At 48.5% G+C, this 17675-nt stretch carries 11 protein-coding genes and 1 pseudogene; 2 read left to right on the top strand and 10 right to left on the bottom strand.

Going from position 1 to position 17675, the window contains the following annotated elements; translation table 11 throughout:
* Window positions 1-59: 59 nt before the first annotated feature.
* Window positions 60-920: pseudogene (locus AOQ57_RS03040) on the bottom strand (SDR family oxidoreductase).
* Window positions 921-1139: 219 nt separating this feature from the next.
* A complete protein-coding gene (locus AOQ57_RS03035; RefSeq protein ID WP_093625103.1) occupies window positions 1140-5471 on the bottom strand; it encodes a mucin-binding protein in 4332 nt (1443 codons plus the stop codon).
* A gap of 1131 nt (window positions 5472-6602) precedes the next feature.
* Here AOQ57_RS03035 and AOQ57_RS03030 point away from each other — a divergent pair.
* Window positions 6603-6896, top strand: a complete 294-nt coding sequence (locus tag AOQ57_RS03030) for a SemiSWEET family transporter (RefSeq protein WP_093625101.1) — start codon at window positions 6603-6605, stop codon at window positions 6894-6896.
* A gap of 28 nt (window positions 6897-6924) precedes the next feature.
* Here the strand turns inward: AOQ57_RS03030 and AOQ57_RS03025 are convergent, their stop codons facing one another.
* Entirely contained in the window at window positions 6925-7254 is a 330-nt protein-coding gene (locus AOQ57_RS03025; protein ID WP_093625099.1) for a putative quinol monooxygenase, read from the bottom strand.
* 272 nt (window positions 7255-7526) lie between these two features.
* Between AOQ57_RS03025 and AOQ57_RS03020 the strand changes: the two genes are divergently transcribed.
* Window positions 7527-8525 (top strand): D-2-hydroxyacid dehydrogenase, encoded by a 999-nt coding sequence (locus AOQ57_RS03020; protein ID WP_093625097.1) that lies wholly within the window; start codon window positions 7527-7529, stop codon window positions 8523-8525.
* A 126-nt stretch (window positions 8526-8651) separates the two neighbouring features.
* On the opposite strand, the gene AOQ57_RS03015 is transcribed toward AOQ57_RS03020, so the two are convergent.
* From AOQ57_RS03015 to AOQ57_RS02985, 7 genes are all read right to left on the bottom strand, one after another.
* Complete coding sequence (locus AOQ57_RS03015; protein ID WP_305848688.1) at window positions 8652-9164, bottom strand: adenine phosphoribosyltransferase; 513 nt, start codon at window positions 9162-9164, stop codon at window positions 8652-8654.
* Between the two features lie 19 nt (window positions 9165-9183).
* A complete protein-coding gene (gene recJ / locus AOQ57_RS03010) occupies window positions 9184-11490 on the bottom strand; it encodes a single-stranded-DNA-specific exonuclease RecJ (protein ID WP_093625093.1) in 2307 nt (768 codons plus the stop codon).
* Between the two features lie 139 nt (window positions 11491-11629).
* Complete coding sequence (locus AOQ57_RS03005) at window positions 11630-12463, bottom strand: SDR family NAD(P)-dependent oxidoreductase (RefSeq protein ID WP_174498183.1); 834 nt, start codon at window positions 12461-12463, stop codon at window positions 11630-11632.
* Window positions 12464-12489: 26 nt separating this feature from the next.
* Window positions 12490-13422, bottom strand: a complete 933-nt coding sequence (gene rnz / locus AOQ57_RS03000; protein WP_093625088.1) for a ribonuclease Z — start codon at window positions 13420-13422, stop codon at window positions 12490-12492.
* A gap of 26 nt (window positions 13423-13448) precedes the next feature.
* A complete protein-coding gene (obgE, locus tag AOQ57_RS02995) occupies window positions 13449-14759 on the bottom strand; it encodes a GTPase ObgE (protein ID WP_093625085.1) in 1311 nt (436 codons plus the stop codon).
* A gap of 65 nt (window positions 14760-14824) precedes the next feature.
* A complete protein-coding gene (gene uvrC / locus AOQ57_RS02990) occupies window positions 14825-16636 on the bottom strand; it encodes an excinuclease ABC subunit UvrC (RefSeq protein WP_093625083.1) in 1812 nt (603 codons plus the stop codon).
* 142 nt (window positions 16637-16778) lie between these two features.
* Window positions 16779-17525, bottom strand: coding sequence for an amino acid ABC transporter ATP-binding protein (locus AOQ57_RS02985; RefSeq protein ID WP_093625081.1), 747 nt, complete (start codon window positions 17523-17525; stop codon window positions 16779-16781).
* Window positions 17526-17675: the final 150 nt, after the last annotated feature.

Below are 17675 nucleotides of genomic sequence, written 5' to 3'. Positions count from 1 at the left end.
CTTCTAAGCCGTTAGGCTTGTGAGCTACAAGCCACCGAATTTATTCGGTGCGTAGTTGACTAATTCTTTCCTTCTTCCATCCCGGTTTCAAGCCCTGGCTGCAGGGGACCGTAGTAGTAAGAAGCTGTGGCACCCCCATCAATAAGAAAGGTGGCCCCAGTGATAAACTAAGCTCGCTCACTCATCAGCAGTTCAGCCACGTCAGCGATTTCATCGGCGGTCCCGGGCCGCCCCGCTGGGCTCTTAGCAAACATGTTTTTGTAAAAATCACCCCGGATTCCGTTGAATTCATCTAGCGCTAGGGGCGTCACGACAATTCCCGGGGCAATATCATTGAGCCGGGCACCCCGTTGACCCCACACAACGGCCTGGGCCATCACCCGCTTTTCATTGCAACGCTTTGCAAGTTGGTAGGCCTGAAGGGTATTTTTAATATTTTCTGTTGCTAGAAGGGGAAGCTCCAACAGCTCTTCGGTTGACGTCATCGCTAGCTGCCGATCCTCTTCTGGAGTTAGCTGCTTCATCCGGAAGCCGGATTGAGAAGAGATAACGATCCCCACGCCACCTTCTTCAATCACCTTACCGACTTCCTCCAACAGAACGGCGGTACCATATAAATCAACCTTCAAAATCGTCTCAATTGAAGCCTGCGATGGTGACACTCCTGCCCCGTTAACCAAGTATTTAACTGGGCCCAGTGCAGTGGCCCTTTTAACCATAGCTTGAATTGACGTCCGGTCAGCGAGGTCCATCACCATCGTTTCCACGTCAAAACCAGCTTCTTCAAGTACCTTGGCAATCGCTTTTGCATTTTTCTCGCTCTTATCGCTAAGCAGGATCTTCTTGCCATAACCCATCCGTCGAGCAATTGCCAGCGAAATCTGTCCGGCCCCAACTACAATCATTACTTCCTTTGTCATGTTTATTACCACCTTTCTTGATGGCTCAATTATAATGAGGCGCCTTTACCACGATCAATTCGTAATTAAGAAGTGTTTTATAAGTTAAAGTTATTAATAATTAGTCAATATCGTTATGAACATACCGCTACCTAGTGTTAAAGTATGTAAACAAAAAAAAGCCCAACCTCCAAAGGTTGAGCCCTTCTTATTCCTGATGGAACTATTTTATTCCATCATTTAGTTCTCTTTGCGTTTTTTCTTGGAGCCGAAGCCTAGGCCAAGTCCGGCTGCTAACATTGCACCAACCAAGCCCAGTACGCTCTTTTCATCATTAGCGTTCCCAGTTTGCGGTAGCTGTTGTGCATTCGAATTGTCCTTTGCTTGACTAGGCTGACTAGTTTGGTTTGTCGTTGCCTTATCATTCGTAGCTTGGCTAGCTACTACATTATCGTTCGTAATTTGACCACCGTTAGAAGGCTTGCTTTGATCACCTTGATCGGTTGCCTTACCGGAATCAATCTTCTTGTAGGTGATATTAACCGTCATGTCGTGATCATCTGGCGTAACCGTAATTTCTGGTACGGTAGCTGATGGTTCGTAACCAGGAATATTAGGGACGTCAACACTGCTTAGAACAACATTCTTCGACCATGGTCCGTAAGTTATTTCACCAGTCACCTCATCAACCGTGGCAGTCCGCGTAAATTCTGCTGTTTGCGTAATCGTTTGCGTCTTGCCATCTGGCGTCGTAATGGTAATTGTCCGCGTAATCGTCTTATTCAGATCATCCTTGGCAACCCCAGCTGGGTAGTTTTTACCAGGGTTATCTGGTAGCGGATCAGCTGGCGTCTTTGGATTATCTGGCGTAACAATCGTTGTAGCATGCTTGAAGTGATACTTGAAGTATTGGTGAACCTCAGAATCATTGTCATAGGTCGTGCCCTCAGCCAGAAGACTGTTCTTGACATGGTCCTTATCAAAGACGTAACCCTTCGATTCTAAGTCCTTAATGACGGCGCTTGGATCCTTAGTGAAACTAATCGTTTCGTCCGTGTGCCCATCAGCCTTTTCAGTGTACAATACTTCACCCGTCTCACCATCGATGTATTCAATCTCGGCGTGTTGGGCGTCGGCCGTGTACTTAACCACGTAGGTTGCATCCTGGTCACCACCCTGGTACGTATGCGCTGGGACTTCACTCTGGCTTGCCGTGTAACCCTTGATGGTTGGACTCGTCACGACTTGCGTTTGTTGGCTCGCGATTGTTGACCAGGCTGGCCAGGTGACTTCGCCCGTTACCAGGTCTTTGTCCCCGGTCCGCTGGAACGTCAGGGTTTGTACGCTATCTGGCTGGCCCGTTGGCGTCCCATCAGCGTACTGGTACTTGATCGTTTGCGTTACCGTTATTTGACCGTTCTGCGGGTCTTCTTCCGGCGTTACGATAGTGTGATTATGCTTAAAGTGGTACTTGAAGACTTGGTCGACGCTAGAATCATTATTATAGGTCGTACCAGCAACCAGGATAATGTTGTCAACATGGTCCTTATTAAAGACATGGCCCTTCGATTCTAGTTCCTTGATAACGGCACTTGGATCCTTAGTGAAACTAATCGTTTCGTCCGTGTGCCCATCAGCCTTTTCAGTGTACAATACTTCACCCGTCTCACCATCGATGTATTCGATCTTGGCGTGTTGGGCGTCGGCCGTGTACTTAACCACGTAGGTTACGTCCTGGTCACCACCCTGGTACGTTTGGGCTAGGACTTCACTCTGGCTTGCCGTGTAACCCTTGATGGTTGGGCTCGTCACGGCCTGCGTGTGTTGGCTCGCAATTGTTGACCAGGCTGGCCAGGTGACTTCGCCCGTTACCAGGTCTTTGTCCCCGGTCCGCTGGAACGTCAGGGTTTGCACGTTATCTGGCTGGCCCGTTGACGTCCCGTCAGCGTACTGGTACTTGATCGTTTGCGTTACCGTCGTTTGACCGTTCTGCGGGTCTTCTTCCGGCGTCACGATGGCATGACCATGCTTGAAGTAGTACTTAAAGGCTTGGTCAACCCCGGTATCGTTGTCATAGGTCGTCCCCGCGGTCAAAATAACGTTCTGAGCATTATCCTTGTCAAAGACGTAGCCCTTCGATTCTAAGTCCTTAATAACGGCACTTGGATCCTTGGCGAAACTGATCGTTTCGTCCGTGTGCCCATCGGCCTGTTCGGTGTATACCACCTCACCCGTTTCACCGTCGATGTATTCGATCTTGGCGTGTTGGGCGTCAGCCGTGTACTTAACCACATAGATTGCGTCCTGGGCATCCGCTTGGTACATTTGGGCTGGGACTTCACTCTGGCTTGCCGTGTAACCCTTGATGGTTGGACTCGTCACGACTTGCGTTTGTTGGCTCGCAATCGTTGACCAGGCTGGCCAGGTGACTTCGCCCGTTACCAGGTCTTTGTCCCCGGTCCGCTGGAACGTCAGGGTTTGCACGTTATCTGGCTGGCCCGTTGACGTCCCGTCAGCGTACTGGTACTTGATCGTTTGCGTTACCGTCGTTTGACCGTTCTGCGGGTCTTCTTCCGGCGTCACGATGGCATGACCGTGTTTCAAGTAGAACGTAAATGTTTGCGCAACTGATGCATCATTATCATAAGTGGCATCATCAGTAAAGTCCGTTCTAACCAAAACGTAACCCTGTTTCTCCAATTTGGCTAATGCAGCGTTAGCTTCGGTATGACTGATCTTTTCCCCCGTCTCACCAGTCAGATTAATGGTGGTATCCAAAAACTGCTTGGTGGTCTCATCGTAGAATTTGATGACCGCCGTTTGTTCGGCGACGTAAACAACGTTAATATCCTTACTTAGGTCATCAACATAATCAGACGGGTTAAAGGTATAGTTGGTAACCACCTTACCGTTGATCGTTGCCTTAAAGCCCTCGATCTTAGGAATTGTAACGTCGCCCGCCTTGGTTGAATCGGTTTCATCATTCGGATACTGGGTTGTTACCTTGCTTGCTGATGGGAAGGCTTTGTCGTTGGAACTGATGACGACATTCCCCAGTTTTTGATAGACATACTGAATGTTGATCGTCTGCGGAATGTAAATACTGTGGACATTTAATGTCCCCTGACTGGTTTTAACTATTTTTGATTTACCGTATTCAAGATCAAATTCTTCAATTATACTATCACCATCATACACTTTAACGTGCATAAGACCGGTTTGGATATTGATTTCAGTAAATTCAGCTTTAACACCATCATGCCAGTCCTTGGTATAAGTAGCATTTAGCGTACCAAATGGCGACATGTACCCCTTACCATTTGAGGGGTTAATAGCGAAGTAACCTTCAACTACCTTACCACTAGTTGTATAACTCTGACCAGCAAGACCAGTCTGAACGACTGAATCACTAACCGTAGTACCATCAGGAGTGACATAAGTGGTAGTTTGCGTTTTCACTTTCGGAATCATAAAACTGATTGAAGAATATTCCGAAGTGTCTGTAGTAGCATTTGGATAAAAGACATCAAACTTTGATACCCACCTACGCCGTGAATTAGATTCATTGGTTACGAATACCCCGGATTCTCCGTCATTGTAAATGGTACCCAAATTAATTTCACTTCGACCGGTGCCGTATGTTATCTCTTGAGATTTATTGACGTTAACCGTGTAGGTGCTTAATTGTTTATTGTTCTTGTCCAGTAAAAAGGCGTAAACCGTGCCATCACCAGTCCGATTGGTTGAAAGCACAATGTTATATTGGCCATCACTACTCTGAATCCACCAGTAAGTATAATGAGTAGTATCTGGATCCTTGTATATACCTTCTGGATACGTCGGATCACTGACTGTAAACCCAGCCGGGGTTTGTTGGCTAGTAGCCGCTTGCTGAACTCCATTGGTTAACTCAATTGCACTGGCGGCCGACGTTGGAAGTTGAGTTGTTTGCGATTCAATTGCACTCTGGCTGCCTGCTTCACTAGCTACTGGAACATCTTTACTTTCGGAGGAATCAGAAGAAGATGAAGTAGCTGCGTTTGAAGCAGATTCATTTGCACTAGTAGCTGAAGCAGACGTCAGGGATTGAGTCGCTTGCGATTCAGTCGCACTTTGACTACTTACTTCACTTGCTGCTTGAGCATCCTTACCTTCAGAAGATACGGCAGACGCACTTTCAGTTACCTGGCTATCTTCTTCACTTACACTGACGGATGCAGCTTGATTATCATCAGATGCCACATTAGAAGTAGCGGTGGAATCAGAATCTGAAGCAGCTGAGCTTACGGAGTCAGCGGAATCGCTAACTGATGATGAATCGGAAGCCGCCACCGCATCAGTAACCGTATCGGTAGCGGAGTCAGTATCTTGCTGCACAACCTGTTCGGTTTTTACTGCATCCTGTGATGCGTCTTCGGTAGTAGATGCTTGTGCCACCGTACCACTGCCCAGATAAAAACCAGCCGCAACGGTGACTGAGACAACCCCAACACTCAACTTCCGTAGCGAAAACCGCCGGAAATGCTCATTGGATTTTGTTTCTCTAAGGTAATCATTGTTTTTCCCAACCATGTGCTTAACACTCCTTTAAACTTTTGGTATTCCTGAAAAGTTCAACCTTTTCTTCATGCTACGAAAAAGTTCCAAACCTGCATTAGTATTTGCCATAGCGTTTAAAGTAGCTATAAGTAGCTATCGTGGATGTTTATTTCAAGGTAACTCCTCCTTTTACATGCCCGTAAATCTTAGATACAAATTAAATCACACTTATAAATAAATTAGATTTTATTTAATTTTACAATAACTTATTTAATATTACAATCAATAGTTATAATTTTATTTTCATGAAAAGTTATTGGAATAACTGAATATTTTTAAGCGCTTTCATTTTTGCAAAACAAAAAAGCCACAACTTAGTGGTTACTATTCTTACTTTATAGACATATATGCACATACAGTACCTATGTTTTAAGTATATTATCTATCTAATGATACGTCAACGCTTTCTTTGCCGTTTATGTTAACTCCTTAAAGACCCCAAAGGTTTAGCAACCCATAAATTTCTTAGTGGGATATTTCAAATACTGCTGAGTTATCCGGTTAACATGCTAGTCTTGCAGACTACAGTGTCAGCGTAGAAGGATCGCTAGCTTTACTTTCTATCATACCCGTTAAATTAACGGAATTATCCAAGGGATCAGCTGATTACCCTTTAGAATATGAATAGTCAGTTTGCTATCTCGTTCTAATGAACACATCAGGCGATGAATTTGGTTTTGTACACCATAAACACCACTTAATCACGGATAATTGTCTAATTCTTCCCAACCAGTTGATGAACATAATCTCATTTATTTTTGTAGATCTGGTTACATTACATGGCGGTGAAGCATTATTAATTATTACTGTTAATACCCTATTATATTTCGTAATATTTCAGTTACTTTTTGTACAAAAAACCGGTTGACACAAACTAGGGTCTCGCGTTATTATGTAAGCGTTAACAGGAAGGTGATATTTCTATATGCAACCGATTTCGCATTTTAGTAGGTTTATTTCTTAATAACTCTCTTTGGACGTAAGTTACTTAAACACAACTACTGCTTCAATAATTTTCATTAAGTTGTATTTATTCATTATTTTATAATCAGCAAATGAAAAGCGGTGGTCGTAAAGTTTTTTATATAAGAAAGGACGTTTATCATGCAACAACAACAGCAACACCACTCCATCGACGCCGAAAAATTCATCTCCTGGCTGGGACGCTTCGCCAGTGTTATCGCTATCCTAATGTATGTTTCTTACATTGCCCAAATCATCAACAACCTTCACGGTCAATACGGTGCTCCGTTACAACCCTTCGTGGCCGGTGTTAACTGTTCCTTGTGGTCAATTTACGCCTACTTCAAGAAGGACCGTGACTGGCCTGTTTTCTGGGCTAACTTCCCGGGGGTCTTCTTCTCCTTCGCAACCTTCATCACCTGCTTCCACTTCTAACAAAAAAAGCGCCAGATGGCGCTTTTTTTCATCTACGAGTCAACCGTTGGTCACCATCGTTACCCCATTCACTGCTGACGTAACGTTCGACACGCATGTGTAGGTCGTATTTATCACGTAAAGCGGCCAATTGTTTCATCATCGGTGAGGCATGGTGAGCATCTAGAGCATCCTGGTCGGCCCAGCTATCAATCAAAAGCAGAGTTTCCGGATCATCATAAGGAGTAAAGTAATCATACTTTAAGTTGCCAGGTTCGGCCTTAATGGCGGCTACGATCCCTTGGTCAATCATTTCACGCGCAAACTTATGGGCGCTGCCATTTTGACCCGTGTAATAAAGGTTAACTGTTAATGCCATCATTGGACTCCTTTCATGCTATCCTTAGTTACAATGTTACCTTATCATAATGGGGTTAATTGAGTAATATTAGTTATCTCCATTTGGGGTTCGTTACCGCTCCCCTGGGCACGACGCTTAGTTATCTTTTTCACAAAAAGCTCATTTACCATTAAAATTACGATGATTAGCGGTCTCTTTGTACATAATTTAACTTGGAATAATAAAAAGTTTCGCTATAATAGTAATTGGCAACGTTGCCAAACTGACGTACATATACAGGAGGTATATTCATGGCTAAAATTTACGCATATGGGATCCGCAAGGACGAAGAAGCTTATTTAAACGAATGGGCCAAAAATCATGCAGACGTAACGGTCGACTACACGGCTGACTTACTGACGCCAGAAACGGCTGCAAAAGCTGCTGGTGCTGATGGGGTAGTTGTCTACCAACAACTTGACTATACCGCAGAAACGCTCCAAGCCCTCGCAGACCAGGGAATCACGAAGATGTCCTTGCGTAACGTTGGGGTCGACAACATTGATATGGCAAAGGCCAAGGAACTTGGCTTTGAAATCACTAACGTTCCTGTATACTCCCCGAACGCCATTGCTGAACATGCCGCAATCCAAACGGCCCGGATCCTTCGTCAATCTAAGAAATTAGATGAGAAGGTTGAAAATGGTGACCTTCGCTGGGCCCCAACCATTGGTCGTGAAGTTCGTGACCAAGTAATCGGGGTTATCGGGACTGGTCACATTGGCCAAGTTTACATGCAAATCATGGAAGGTTTCGGTGCTAAGGTTATCGCCTACGACGTCTTCAAGAACCCTGAATTGGAAAAGAAGGGTTACTACGTTTCCCTAGACGAAATTTACGCCCAAGCGGATGTTATCTCCCTTCACGTTCCGGCCCTGGAAAGCACGATCCACATGATTAATGATGAATCAATTGCTAAGATGAAGGATAACGCCGTTTTAGTTAACGTTTCTCGCGGCCCACTGGTTGATACCGACGCTGTTGTTCGGGCTCTGGACTCCGGCAAGCTATTCGGATTCGTGATGGACACCTACGAAAACGAAGTTGGAATCTTCAATGAAGACTGGCGTGACAAAGAATTCCCTGACGCCCGCCTGAATGACTTGATCCACCGTGACAACGTTTTGGTTACGCCACACACTGCCTTCTACACTACGCACGCAGTTCGTAACATGGTACTGAAGGCCTTTGATAATAACCTAGCCCTTGTAAAGGGCGAACAACCTGACACGCCAGTTAAGGTTGGTTAATTAAGGCTCTAAAAAAAGCTCCGTCCAAGTAAGGGCGGTGACCTATCCCCCAAAGTTGGGAATCAGCTTTGGGGGATTTTTTTGACTAAAAAGCCGGTAAGAACACTGCTTACCGGCTTTATTATTTTAAAATTCCATCAGGGTCTTAACGTCGTAACCCTTCAGCTTTTCGCGACCGTTTAAATCCTTTAAATCGATCAAGAACGCACAGCCAACCACAATTCCGCCCATCTTTTCGACCATGTCGATAGTTGCCGAAATCGTCCCCCCAGTGGCTAACAGGTCGTCAACCACCAGAACCCGTTGACCAGGCTTGATGGAGTCACTTTCCATTTGTAAAGTGGCCGAGCCATATTCAAGGTCGTAGGTTGAGGAAACGGCCAACCGGGGAAGCTTCCCCTTCTTACGGGCCGGTGCAAACCCAACTCCTAATTCATAGGCAACCGGGCACCCGACGATGAAGCCCCGGGCCTCGGGACCAACCACCATGTCGACATGCTTATCGCGAGCGTAGTTAGCAATTTCATCGGTGGCCTGCTTGAAGGCTTTCCCATCTGCCATCAGCGGTAAGATATCGCGAAAAATAACGCCCTTTTCAGGGTAGTCTGGAATGCTAGCAACGTAATCATAAAGATTAATAGCCATAAAATTTTCTCCTTTAGCGCGTGCCCACCAGTCGTTTCACCCACGCCACTAAATCAGGGTGGGAGCGATGGACCAGGGCCCGTTCAACTTCTAATTGTGCCTGACGGCGACGATAACTCGTTGTTTCTTTTAGGTCCCGGCGTTGCGCTTGCGGGACAAGATTTAAAACACCATCCTTTATTGTAACAAATCCCGCTTCAAAAAACACATTTATCATAAAAATTAACTGATCCTGTGGCAAACGGAGGTAGTTACTGAGGGGGACGGCCTGCTGCTGGATATTTAAATTCGGGTTCTTCACCAGAAGCCGATACAGATTGGCGAAGGCTTGATAGGTCGGCATCCCGGTTAATGGGGCTTGGTTAAAGTAGCATAATAACCGAATTACCGATGCCCCAGTGCTCTTTTGTAGGCTGGCGGTCAACTGGCTTAAAATTGGCGGGCAATCAACCACCACTAACTCCTTTTCAGCCACCATTTCCGTACTAAGCTCCGTTGGACTAACCACCGGCCCGTTGGTGTGGCCCGTGATATTGTCACGCAGGAGCTTATCAAAGGCTAGGTAAACAGCCTTTCGCTTGAACATGGTGGGAACAAGACGGTTCGTTCGCTGGTCGACCACCGCTAGACCACTAGCGGTAATGTCAGTTAGCATCAGCTGGCAGCTGGTCTGGCCCCGCCACTTGTTAAGGCTGAGCGTACCAACCAGTTTGATTTCATCGGTCCCTTCAAGCAACGGCGCTAAGCTAGCTTTGCCAAAGGCAACCACCTCCAGCGGCGGCTGCCCCACCTTGAGCTTTAAGTGGGTGTTGTCCTTCCCCATCACCTGGGTGGTAACCTGCCCCTTAACCGTTAGCATGATTTGGGGCTCCTCATTACCGGGACCAAAGGGGGCCAGGCGCTGTATCTGACGGAATAACTCCTCGGTTAGCTGGTTAGGGGTAGCCACAATGGCGATCGTTAACGCCTCCTTTTGGCTACCGTCAAAGCCCTGGGACTTCACTTCCTGATTGAGCGCCTCTTGTAAGGGCGCCTGCGCATTTAATTCAAACGACATCCCGCAGGCCATCGTATGTCCCCCAAAAGCGGTCAGCAAATTTCGATGAGGATCGAGAGCCTTAAATAAGTCAACACCGGTAACCGCTCGCCCGGACCCCTTGGCGATTTTCTCCCCCTGGTTAACTGAGGCAACAATTGCCGGTTTCCCGGTGGCCTCGACTACGTGGGATGCCACGATCCCTAAGACACCCTGGTGCCAATTACGACCAACAAGTACCAGGGCCGGCTGCACCTTATTTTGGGGCTGGTTAGCCATCTGGAGGGCCTCCTTGGTGATCTGGTCCACCAGTTGCTTACGTTTTTCGTTGGTTGCGTCGACCTCCTTGGCTAGTCGTTCGGCCTCCTCTTGATCAAAGGTGGCTAAAAGAGTTACGCCGTCCTGGGCCTGCTTAATCCGCCCCAGGGCGTTCAAGCGCGGGGCCAGCTGGAAACTAACGTCAGCACTGGTTAGCTCCTCTTCCTTAACCCCCGCCAGCTTTAAAAGGGCGTGCAGGCCTGGCCGACTCCCCTGCCGGAGTTGTTGCAGCCCAAGGGCGACCAGGGCGTGATTCTCATTTTCGAGTGAAACCAAGTCGGCCAACTCCCCGATCGCTACCAGATCCAGCATTTCAACCGGAAACTCACCCAAAAGGGCCCAGGCAACCTCAAAAGCAACTCCCACACCGGACAGATCGGCGTAGGGGTACTCGTTACCTGGGTACTGAGGGTGAACGATCGCCACGGCCGGCGGAAGCTCCTCGGGCAAGGCGTGGTGATCGGTAATAACCACATCAATCCCCTGCTCATTGGCGTATTCGATCGCTGCCTTCCCAGAAACCCCGTTATCGACGGTGATAATTAACTGCGTACCGCCCTCAATTAGTCGTTGATATGTCGCTTGGTTGGGGCCATAGCCATCGGTGAAGCGGTCCGGAACGTAGTAGTCAACCATCGCTCCTAAAGTTTCTAGGGCTTCATACATCAGGGTGGTGGCGGTGATTCCATCGGCATCGTAATCGCCATAGACGGTGATATGCTCGCCAGCCTCGATTGCCCTCATGATTCGCTCGACGGCCACATCAACATCGTGCAGGGCATCGGGAGTATGCAGATCCTCTGCAGTAGGCGCTAGCCACTTATTCGCTGCATCCCCGCTGTCGATTCCCCGCTTTACCAGTAAGGCTGCCAGTTGGGCAGGTAGCCCAGTTTTCTCCTTAACTTCCGTCAAAAGCTTCTCGTCAACGTCGCCCTGTATGTGCCAGGCATACTTACTGTCAATCATGACCCGTTTCCTTTCTTCACAGTCAAGGGGGACCCTCCCCTGCTAAGTAATAACAAGAGGGCCCTAGTTTGGTCCGTCATCGGAACCACTAGAGCCCATTTTTTCTTGTCTAGTCCATTTCTCCCTAGTCACTATTTCCTTAAAGATTGCGCTTATTTTGCTGGAAGTTAAAGAACTTCTTAATCGCCCAATCTCCCAGCCCCGGAATGATTTGGTAGAGCCAGGAAAGTCCGGTTGTATAGCCGGGAACGTTAATTTCTCGTGTTTCGTAACCAACGTTATCCCAGACCTGGCGGGCCAAGTCATCAGGCTCAACTACAAACCACTTCGGTAGGTGGGCCATGTACTCCCCGCTTGGGTCGGCCTTTTTGAAGAAGTCCGTGGCCACCGGACCTGGATTAACGGTCAGGACCTGAACCCCGTAGTCAGCGACTTCCATTCGTAAAATATTGGAGAACTGGATAACCCCAGCCTTCGTGGCCGAGTAAACGGCAGCGTTCGGGGTGGGAATCTTACCAGCCAAGGAGGCAACGTTGATAATCGCCCCGTAGCCCTGGTTCATCATCTGCTTAGCCACACACCGGCTCAAGTACATGGCGGCCAAGAAGTTTACTGTGACCATCTTGTGCATCGTTGCGTAACCCTGGGAGACTACCGCATCCATCTTCCCCAGGCCAGCAGCATTGATCAAGACATCGATCTCACCAACCTGGTGGCGAACCTGGTCTAAAACCTGGTCAACCTGATCAGGATCAGTTACATCCATGGGAAAGGCGAAGGACGGCCGGCCCGATAAAATTAAGCACCGGTCTGCCACCTCTTGAAGCAGCTTCTGGTTACGAGCGGCCACAACCACTACGGCCCCACGACGAGCTGCCTCAAGGGCTAAGGCTTTCCCGATTCCAGCCGAACCACCAGTAATCAGGACAACCTTATTACGTAAAAACCGGAGTTGCTTTAATCGCTTAATCATCAACATGATCCTTCACCCTCGCTTCCTTATTTTTCCTTAAAGGGGATCTCAACAACATCCAGGTCCTTGACCACCCGGGTGTTCTCAAAAATATTTTTTACCTGGTAGGCTAGTTCATTAGCAGCCTTACCAACGTAGCGTGCTGAGATGTGGTTTAATAACAGGCGGTGAGCGCCTGCCTTTTTAGCAACCATCGCTGCCTGAGCGCTGGTTGAGTGGTAATAGTTATGGGCCAAGCGCTGTTCATTCTTGGCAAAGGTGGCCTCATGAACCAAAACATCAGCGTGATAGGCTAATTTAACGGCGTTTTCAGTCACCCGGGTATCACCTAAAATGGCAATTGTCCGCCCCGGCTGAGGCTTACCAATGAAATCATGACCATCGATCGTCCGCCCATCCGGCAGGGTGATTACCTCACCACGCTTAAGCTTCCCATACAGCGGCCCAAACGGCACCCCAGCTTGGCGCACCTTTTCAACCATTAGTTCCCCCGGGTGGGCCGCCTCTTCAATCCGGTAACCAAAGCAAGCAATCTTGTGGTCCAATCGCCGGGCGGTCACGGTGAAGGTCTTATCCTTAAAAATCTCACCGTCGCCGGTCAGTTCCACAAACTTAAGCGGGTACGACAGGCGGGACTCGGATACCTTAAGGGCGGTTTGGACATAGTCCTTAACCCCCTTGGGACCGTAAATAGTTAACGGCTCATCGCCGCCCTGGAAAGAACGCGACGACAAAAGACCTGGCAGGCCAAAGATGTGATCCCCGTGCAAGTGGGTAAGAAAAATCTTTTCGATCTTACGGGGCCGAATGGTGGTGTGCAGGATCTGATGCTGAGTGGCCTCCCCGCAGTCAAACAGCCAAATGGCGTTGCGTTCTTCCAACAAACGAAGGGCCAAGCTTGAGACGTTGCGCTGCTTGCTTGGTGATCCCGCCCCGGTTCCTAAAAATTCAATCTGCATTCTAAACCATACTTTCTAATCATCAATTATTGGACGAACTCAAAGACAAAGTCCTCAATCCGGACCAGGTCCCCATCTTGAATACCAGCCTTGCGTAGGGCATCATCAACTCCCATGTGACGAAGCTGCCGGGCAAAGCGTAACTGGCTGTCCTCGTGGTCTAAGTTGGTCATGACGAAGAGTCGTTCCAACTTAGCCCCGCTCAGGACCCAAGTACCGTCGTCATCGCGGCTAATTACAAAGGCTGGTTCGTCTTCTTGTTCGGAAGCCTTGTAAGTAACGGTTTCCATATCATCGTGGGCTATCGAGTCAAAGGCCGGCGTCTCCTCTAAGAGGTTGGCCGTTGTTTGCATCAGGTCCTGAACCCCGGCGTGTGTTACCGCCGAAATAGCAAAGACCCGTGGGGATTGTGGCAGGGTGTTATCTGCTTCAAGCAGGGTTTTAAATTCTGCCAAATGTTCGGATGCTTCTGGCAAGTCCATCTTGGTGGCCACCACGATCTGTGGGCGCTTTAGTAGCTCCGGATCATAGGATGCTAATTCCTTGTTAATATCTTTAAACTTTTCCAGGGCCAGCTCGGCATCCTGATTTCCAAGGTCAACGAGGTGTAAGAGCACCCGCGTCCGCTCAATGTGGCGTAAGAACTGAAGGCCTAGCCCCACTCCCTTGGAGGCTCCGTTAATCAATCCTGGCATATCGGCCATGGCAAAGTCACGGCCGTCTGGGAGCATTACCATCCCCAGGTTAGGTACCAGGGTGGTAAATTCATAGGCCGCAATCTTTGGTTTGGCACCGGTAACCACGGACAACAAGGTTGACTTCCCAACCGACGGGAAACCAATTAGGCCAACATCGGCCAACATCTTTAATTCCAGTTCTAGGTTGCGTTCCTCCCCGGGCTCACCATTTTCGGCGATTTCCGGGGCTGGGTTCCGCGGGGTTGCAAAGCGCATGTTTCCCCGACCACCGCGGCCGCCTTTAGCAACAACCAGTTCCTGGCCCTGTTCAACCAGGTCACCAATAATCTGGCCGGTATCCAGGTCCCGGACGGTCGTTCCCTGTGGTACGGCAACGACCGTATCTTCGGCGGCCGCACCAGTCATCTGCTTACTCATCCCGTTTTGACCATTCTTAGCCTTAAAGATACGGTGGTAGCGGAAATCCATCAGGGTTCGTAGTCCTTCATCGACCTTCAAGATGATCGAGCCTCCCCGGCCACCATCACCACCGGCTGGTCCACCGTTCGGGACGTACTTTTCCCGGCGGAAAGCCACCATTCCGTTGCCGCCGTGCCCGGCGTGCACTTCAATTTTAATTTGATCCACAAAGGTTGGCATGTCTCTTCTCCGTTCTTAAATTCAATCACTGTCTAGTATATTGGAAAAGCCTCGTCAGGTCAAAGCTAGTCATGACTAGAACCCTTGTTAATTTCTGCTTGTCCCTGCAATGAAACCTTAATCAGCTGGGCGGTCTTTTGGTTAATCCCCAGCGCCCTGATCTCTTCGATTGGGGCCACAGCGATCTTATTAATCGAGCCAAAGGCCTTAAGCAACTTGGTCCTTGTCCGCGGCCCCACCCCGTGAATTTCATCGAGGCGTGACGACAAGGAGTGCTTGGTGTGAACCTTGTGGTGATAGGTAATGGCAAACCGGTGGACCTCATCTTGGATCCGCTGAACCAGGTAAAAGCCCTGGCTGCGCGGGTCAAGATTAACGTGGTGGGCATCGTTGCCGTACAAAAGATCGGCGGTCTGGTGCTTATCATTTTTGACCATCCCAATCACCGGGATGTTTAAGCCAAGCTGGTTTTCTAAAACATCCTTAGCAGCCTCCATCTGAATTGGTCCCCCGTCCATCATAATAATATCCGGCATTGGCTTTTTTTCCTTAAGCAGGCGCGAGTACCGACGAAAGATTACTTCCCGCGTCGAGGCCGCTTCATCAGCATGGTCGGTAACCGTAGTAAGCTTGTACTTACGGTAAAGTTTTTTGGCCGGCTCCCCGTTGACAAAAACCACCATCGCTGAGACTGGGTCAGCCCCCTGAATGTGGGAGTGGTCAAAAGCTTCAATCACGTGACCAACTGGCAACCCCATCTCATCGGTAATTTCCTTCATCGCGCCAGTCGTCTTTTGCCGGTCCATTTCTAGCAGACGGAACTTTTCGTTGAGTGACAGGATCGCATTTTCCTTAGCCATCTCCATTAGATCACGTTTCTCACCGCGCTTGGGAGTCCGCACCGGAACCCCCAAGATTTCTTCGATTTCCTGGTTTGGCAGTCCCGCCGGTAGTAAAATTTCCCTTGGTAAGAGCTTATTCTTGCGGTTGTAGAACTGAAGGATAAAGGAAGTCATCTCTTCCTCGGCTGTGTCGACAACCGGGAAGAGCCGCTTTTCACGTTTCATCAACCGGGCCTGACGGATGAAGAAAACCTGGATACTTAACCACCCCTTGTCAAGGTAGAAGTTAAACAGGTCGCGCGGGGTCTTATCGTTAGAGATAATCTTCTGCTTTTCAACCGTCACTTCGATGTAGTGGAGCTGGTCTCTAATCTCAGCGGCCCGTTCAAACTCTAATTGCTCGGCAGCCCGTTCCATTCGCGCCGTCAGTTGCTTTTTTATCTGCGCGGTATTGCCATTTAAAAAGGACTTGATCTTCTTAATCTGCCCATCATAAGCTGCTTGTGGTACCTCCTTAAAACATGCCCCTAGGCACTGACCAAGGTGATAATACAGGCACGGCCGCCCCTGGTGACCGTTGCACCGGCGTAGGGGAAAGACCTTTTGAATAAAGTGAAGTGTCTCATCGGCCGCGTAAACGTTTGGGTAGGGACCGAAGTAGTAGGCACCGTCTTTTTTTACCTGGCCAGTAATCTTAATAACCGGATCGTGCTCGTTAGTGATTTTAATGTAGGGATAGCCCGTCCCCCGCTTAAGGCGGATATTGTAATAGGGCTGGTGCTTTTGAATCAGGGTGATTTCAAGCAGGAAGGATTCCTTATTGGAGGAAGTGACGATCGTTTCAAAGTCGGCCACCTCTTCGACCATGGCGGCCACCTTGCCAGTATGACTGGATTTAAAGTAGGAACGGACCCGGTTCTTCAGGTTCTTAGCCTTCCCAACGTAGATAATCTGGGCGTTGGCATTTTTCATCAAGTAACAGCCCGGCTGGTCGGGCAAGAGGGCCAGCTTGTGCTCTAGGTACTCACTTGCCAATCTCCTTTCCCCCTTTTTGAACAAATGTTTGATAGATATATTTTACGGCTTTTTAGCCCTGGGGGCAAAGAAAACGAAATAACCCATTAACGCCATTACAACAATGGGGGACTGTGACAAAACTATCACAGCCCCCTCATTTCTATGCATTCAAGATCTTTTGTAAGAAATCCTTAGCCCGATCAGTCTTTGGGTTATCAAAGAATACGTCTGGGCTAGCCATTTCCTGGATATTACCATCGGCCATAAACCAGATCTGATCGGCAACCGTCTTGGCAAAGCCCATTTCGTGGGTTACGACCACCATTGTCATCCCGTTGTTGGCCAATTCCTGCATAACCTTAAGGACTTCACCAACCATTTCCGGGTCCAGGGCACTAGTTGGTTCGTCAAAAAGCATAACCTCAGGATTCATGGCCAGCGCCCGGGCGATGGCCACCCGTTGCTTTTGACCCCCAGATAAACTAAGCGGATAGGTGTCAGCCTTGTCATCCATCCCAACCTCGGCCAGCAGCTGGTGACCCAGCTTGGCGGCTTCTTCCTTTGCCAAACCCTTAACCTTGACTGGAGCGAGAGTCACGTTCTCTAGAACCGTCATGTTGGGAAAGAGGTTGAAGCCTTGAAATACCATTCCCATCTTCTCCCGGACCGCCTGAACCTCCTTTGCGCCCATCTGGACTAGATCCTGGCCTTCAAAGAGGACCGCCCCCTCGGTGGGTTTTTCCAAGAGATTTAAACAACGTAAGAAGGTGCTCTTTCCGGCTCCTGACGGCCCAATCACGCAGATCACCTGGCCCTTTTTAACCTCTTCATTAACACCATCCAAGACGATATTTTTACCATATGACTTCTTTAGGTTCTTGATTTCAATTATTGTTTTATTTCCCATGTTTCTCCCTCGTCTCCGTTGATAGTCAACTACGCACCGAATAAATTCGGTGGCTTGTAGCTCACAAGCCTAACGGCTTAGAAGTAGTAACGCACTAACGTGCTTCTTCATGGTGTGGCTACATCATCGGGTGGTTGACGGCACCCGTTT

Origin of the sequence: Limosilactobacillus gorillae, assembly GCF_001293735.1 — a bacterium.
GTDB lineage: Bacteria > Bacillota > Bacilli > Lactobacillales > Lactobacillaceae > Limosilactobacillus > Limosilactobacillus gorillae.
The sequence above is the reverse complement of the archived record's forward strand: the minus strand, read 5'-3'. Positions and strand labels throughout refer to the sequence as shown.

Coding starts and splice junctions, on each gene's coding strand:
- AOQ57_RS03035 (WP_093625103.1), bottom strand. CDS start 5,471: ATGGTTGGGAAAAACAATGATTACCTTAGAGAAACAAAATCCAATGAG.
- AOQ57_RS03030 (WP_093625101.1), top strand. CDS start 6,603: ATGCAACAACAACAGCAACACCACTCCATCGACGCCGAAAAATTCATC.
- AOQ57_RS03025 (WP_093625099.1), bottom strand. CDS start 7,254: ATGGCATTAACAGTTAACCTTTATTACACGGGTCAAAATGGCAGCGCC.
- AOQ57_RS03020 (WP_093625097.1), top strand. CDS start 7,527: ATGGCTAAAATTTACGCATATGGGATCCGCAAGGACGAAGAAGCTTAT.
- recJ (WP_093625093.1), bottom strand. CDS start 11,490: ATGATTGACAGTAAGTATGCCTGGCACATACAGGGCGACGTTGACGAG.
- AOQ57_RS03005 (WP_174498183.1), bottom strand. CDS start 12,463: ATGATTAAGCGATTAAAGCAACTCCGGTTTTTACGTAATAAGGTTGTC.
- rnz (WP_093625088.1), bottom strand. CDS start 13,422: ATGCAGATTGAATTTTTAGGAACCGGGGCGGGATCACCAAGCAAGCAG.
- obgE (WP_093625085.1), bottom strand. CDS start 14,759: ATGCCAACCTTTGTGGATCAAATTAAAATTGAAGTGCACGCCGGGCAC.
- AOQ57_RS02985 (WP_093625081.1), bottom strand. CDS start 17,525: ATGGGAAATAAAACAATAATTGAAATCAAGAACCTAAAGAAGTCATAT.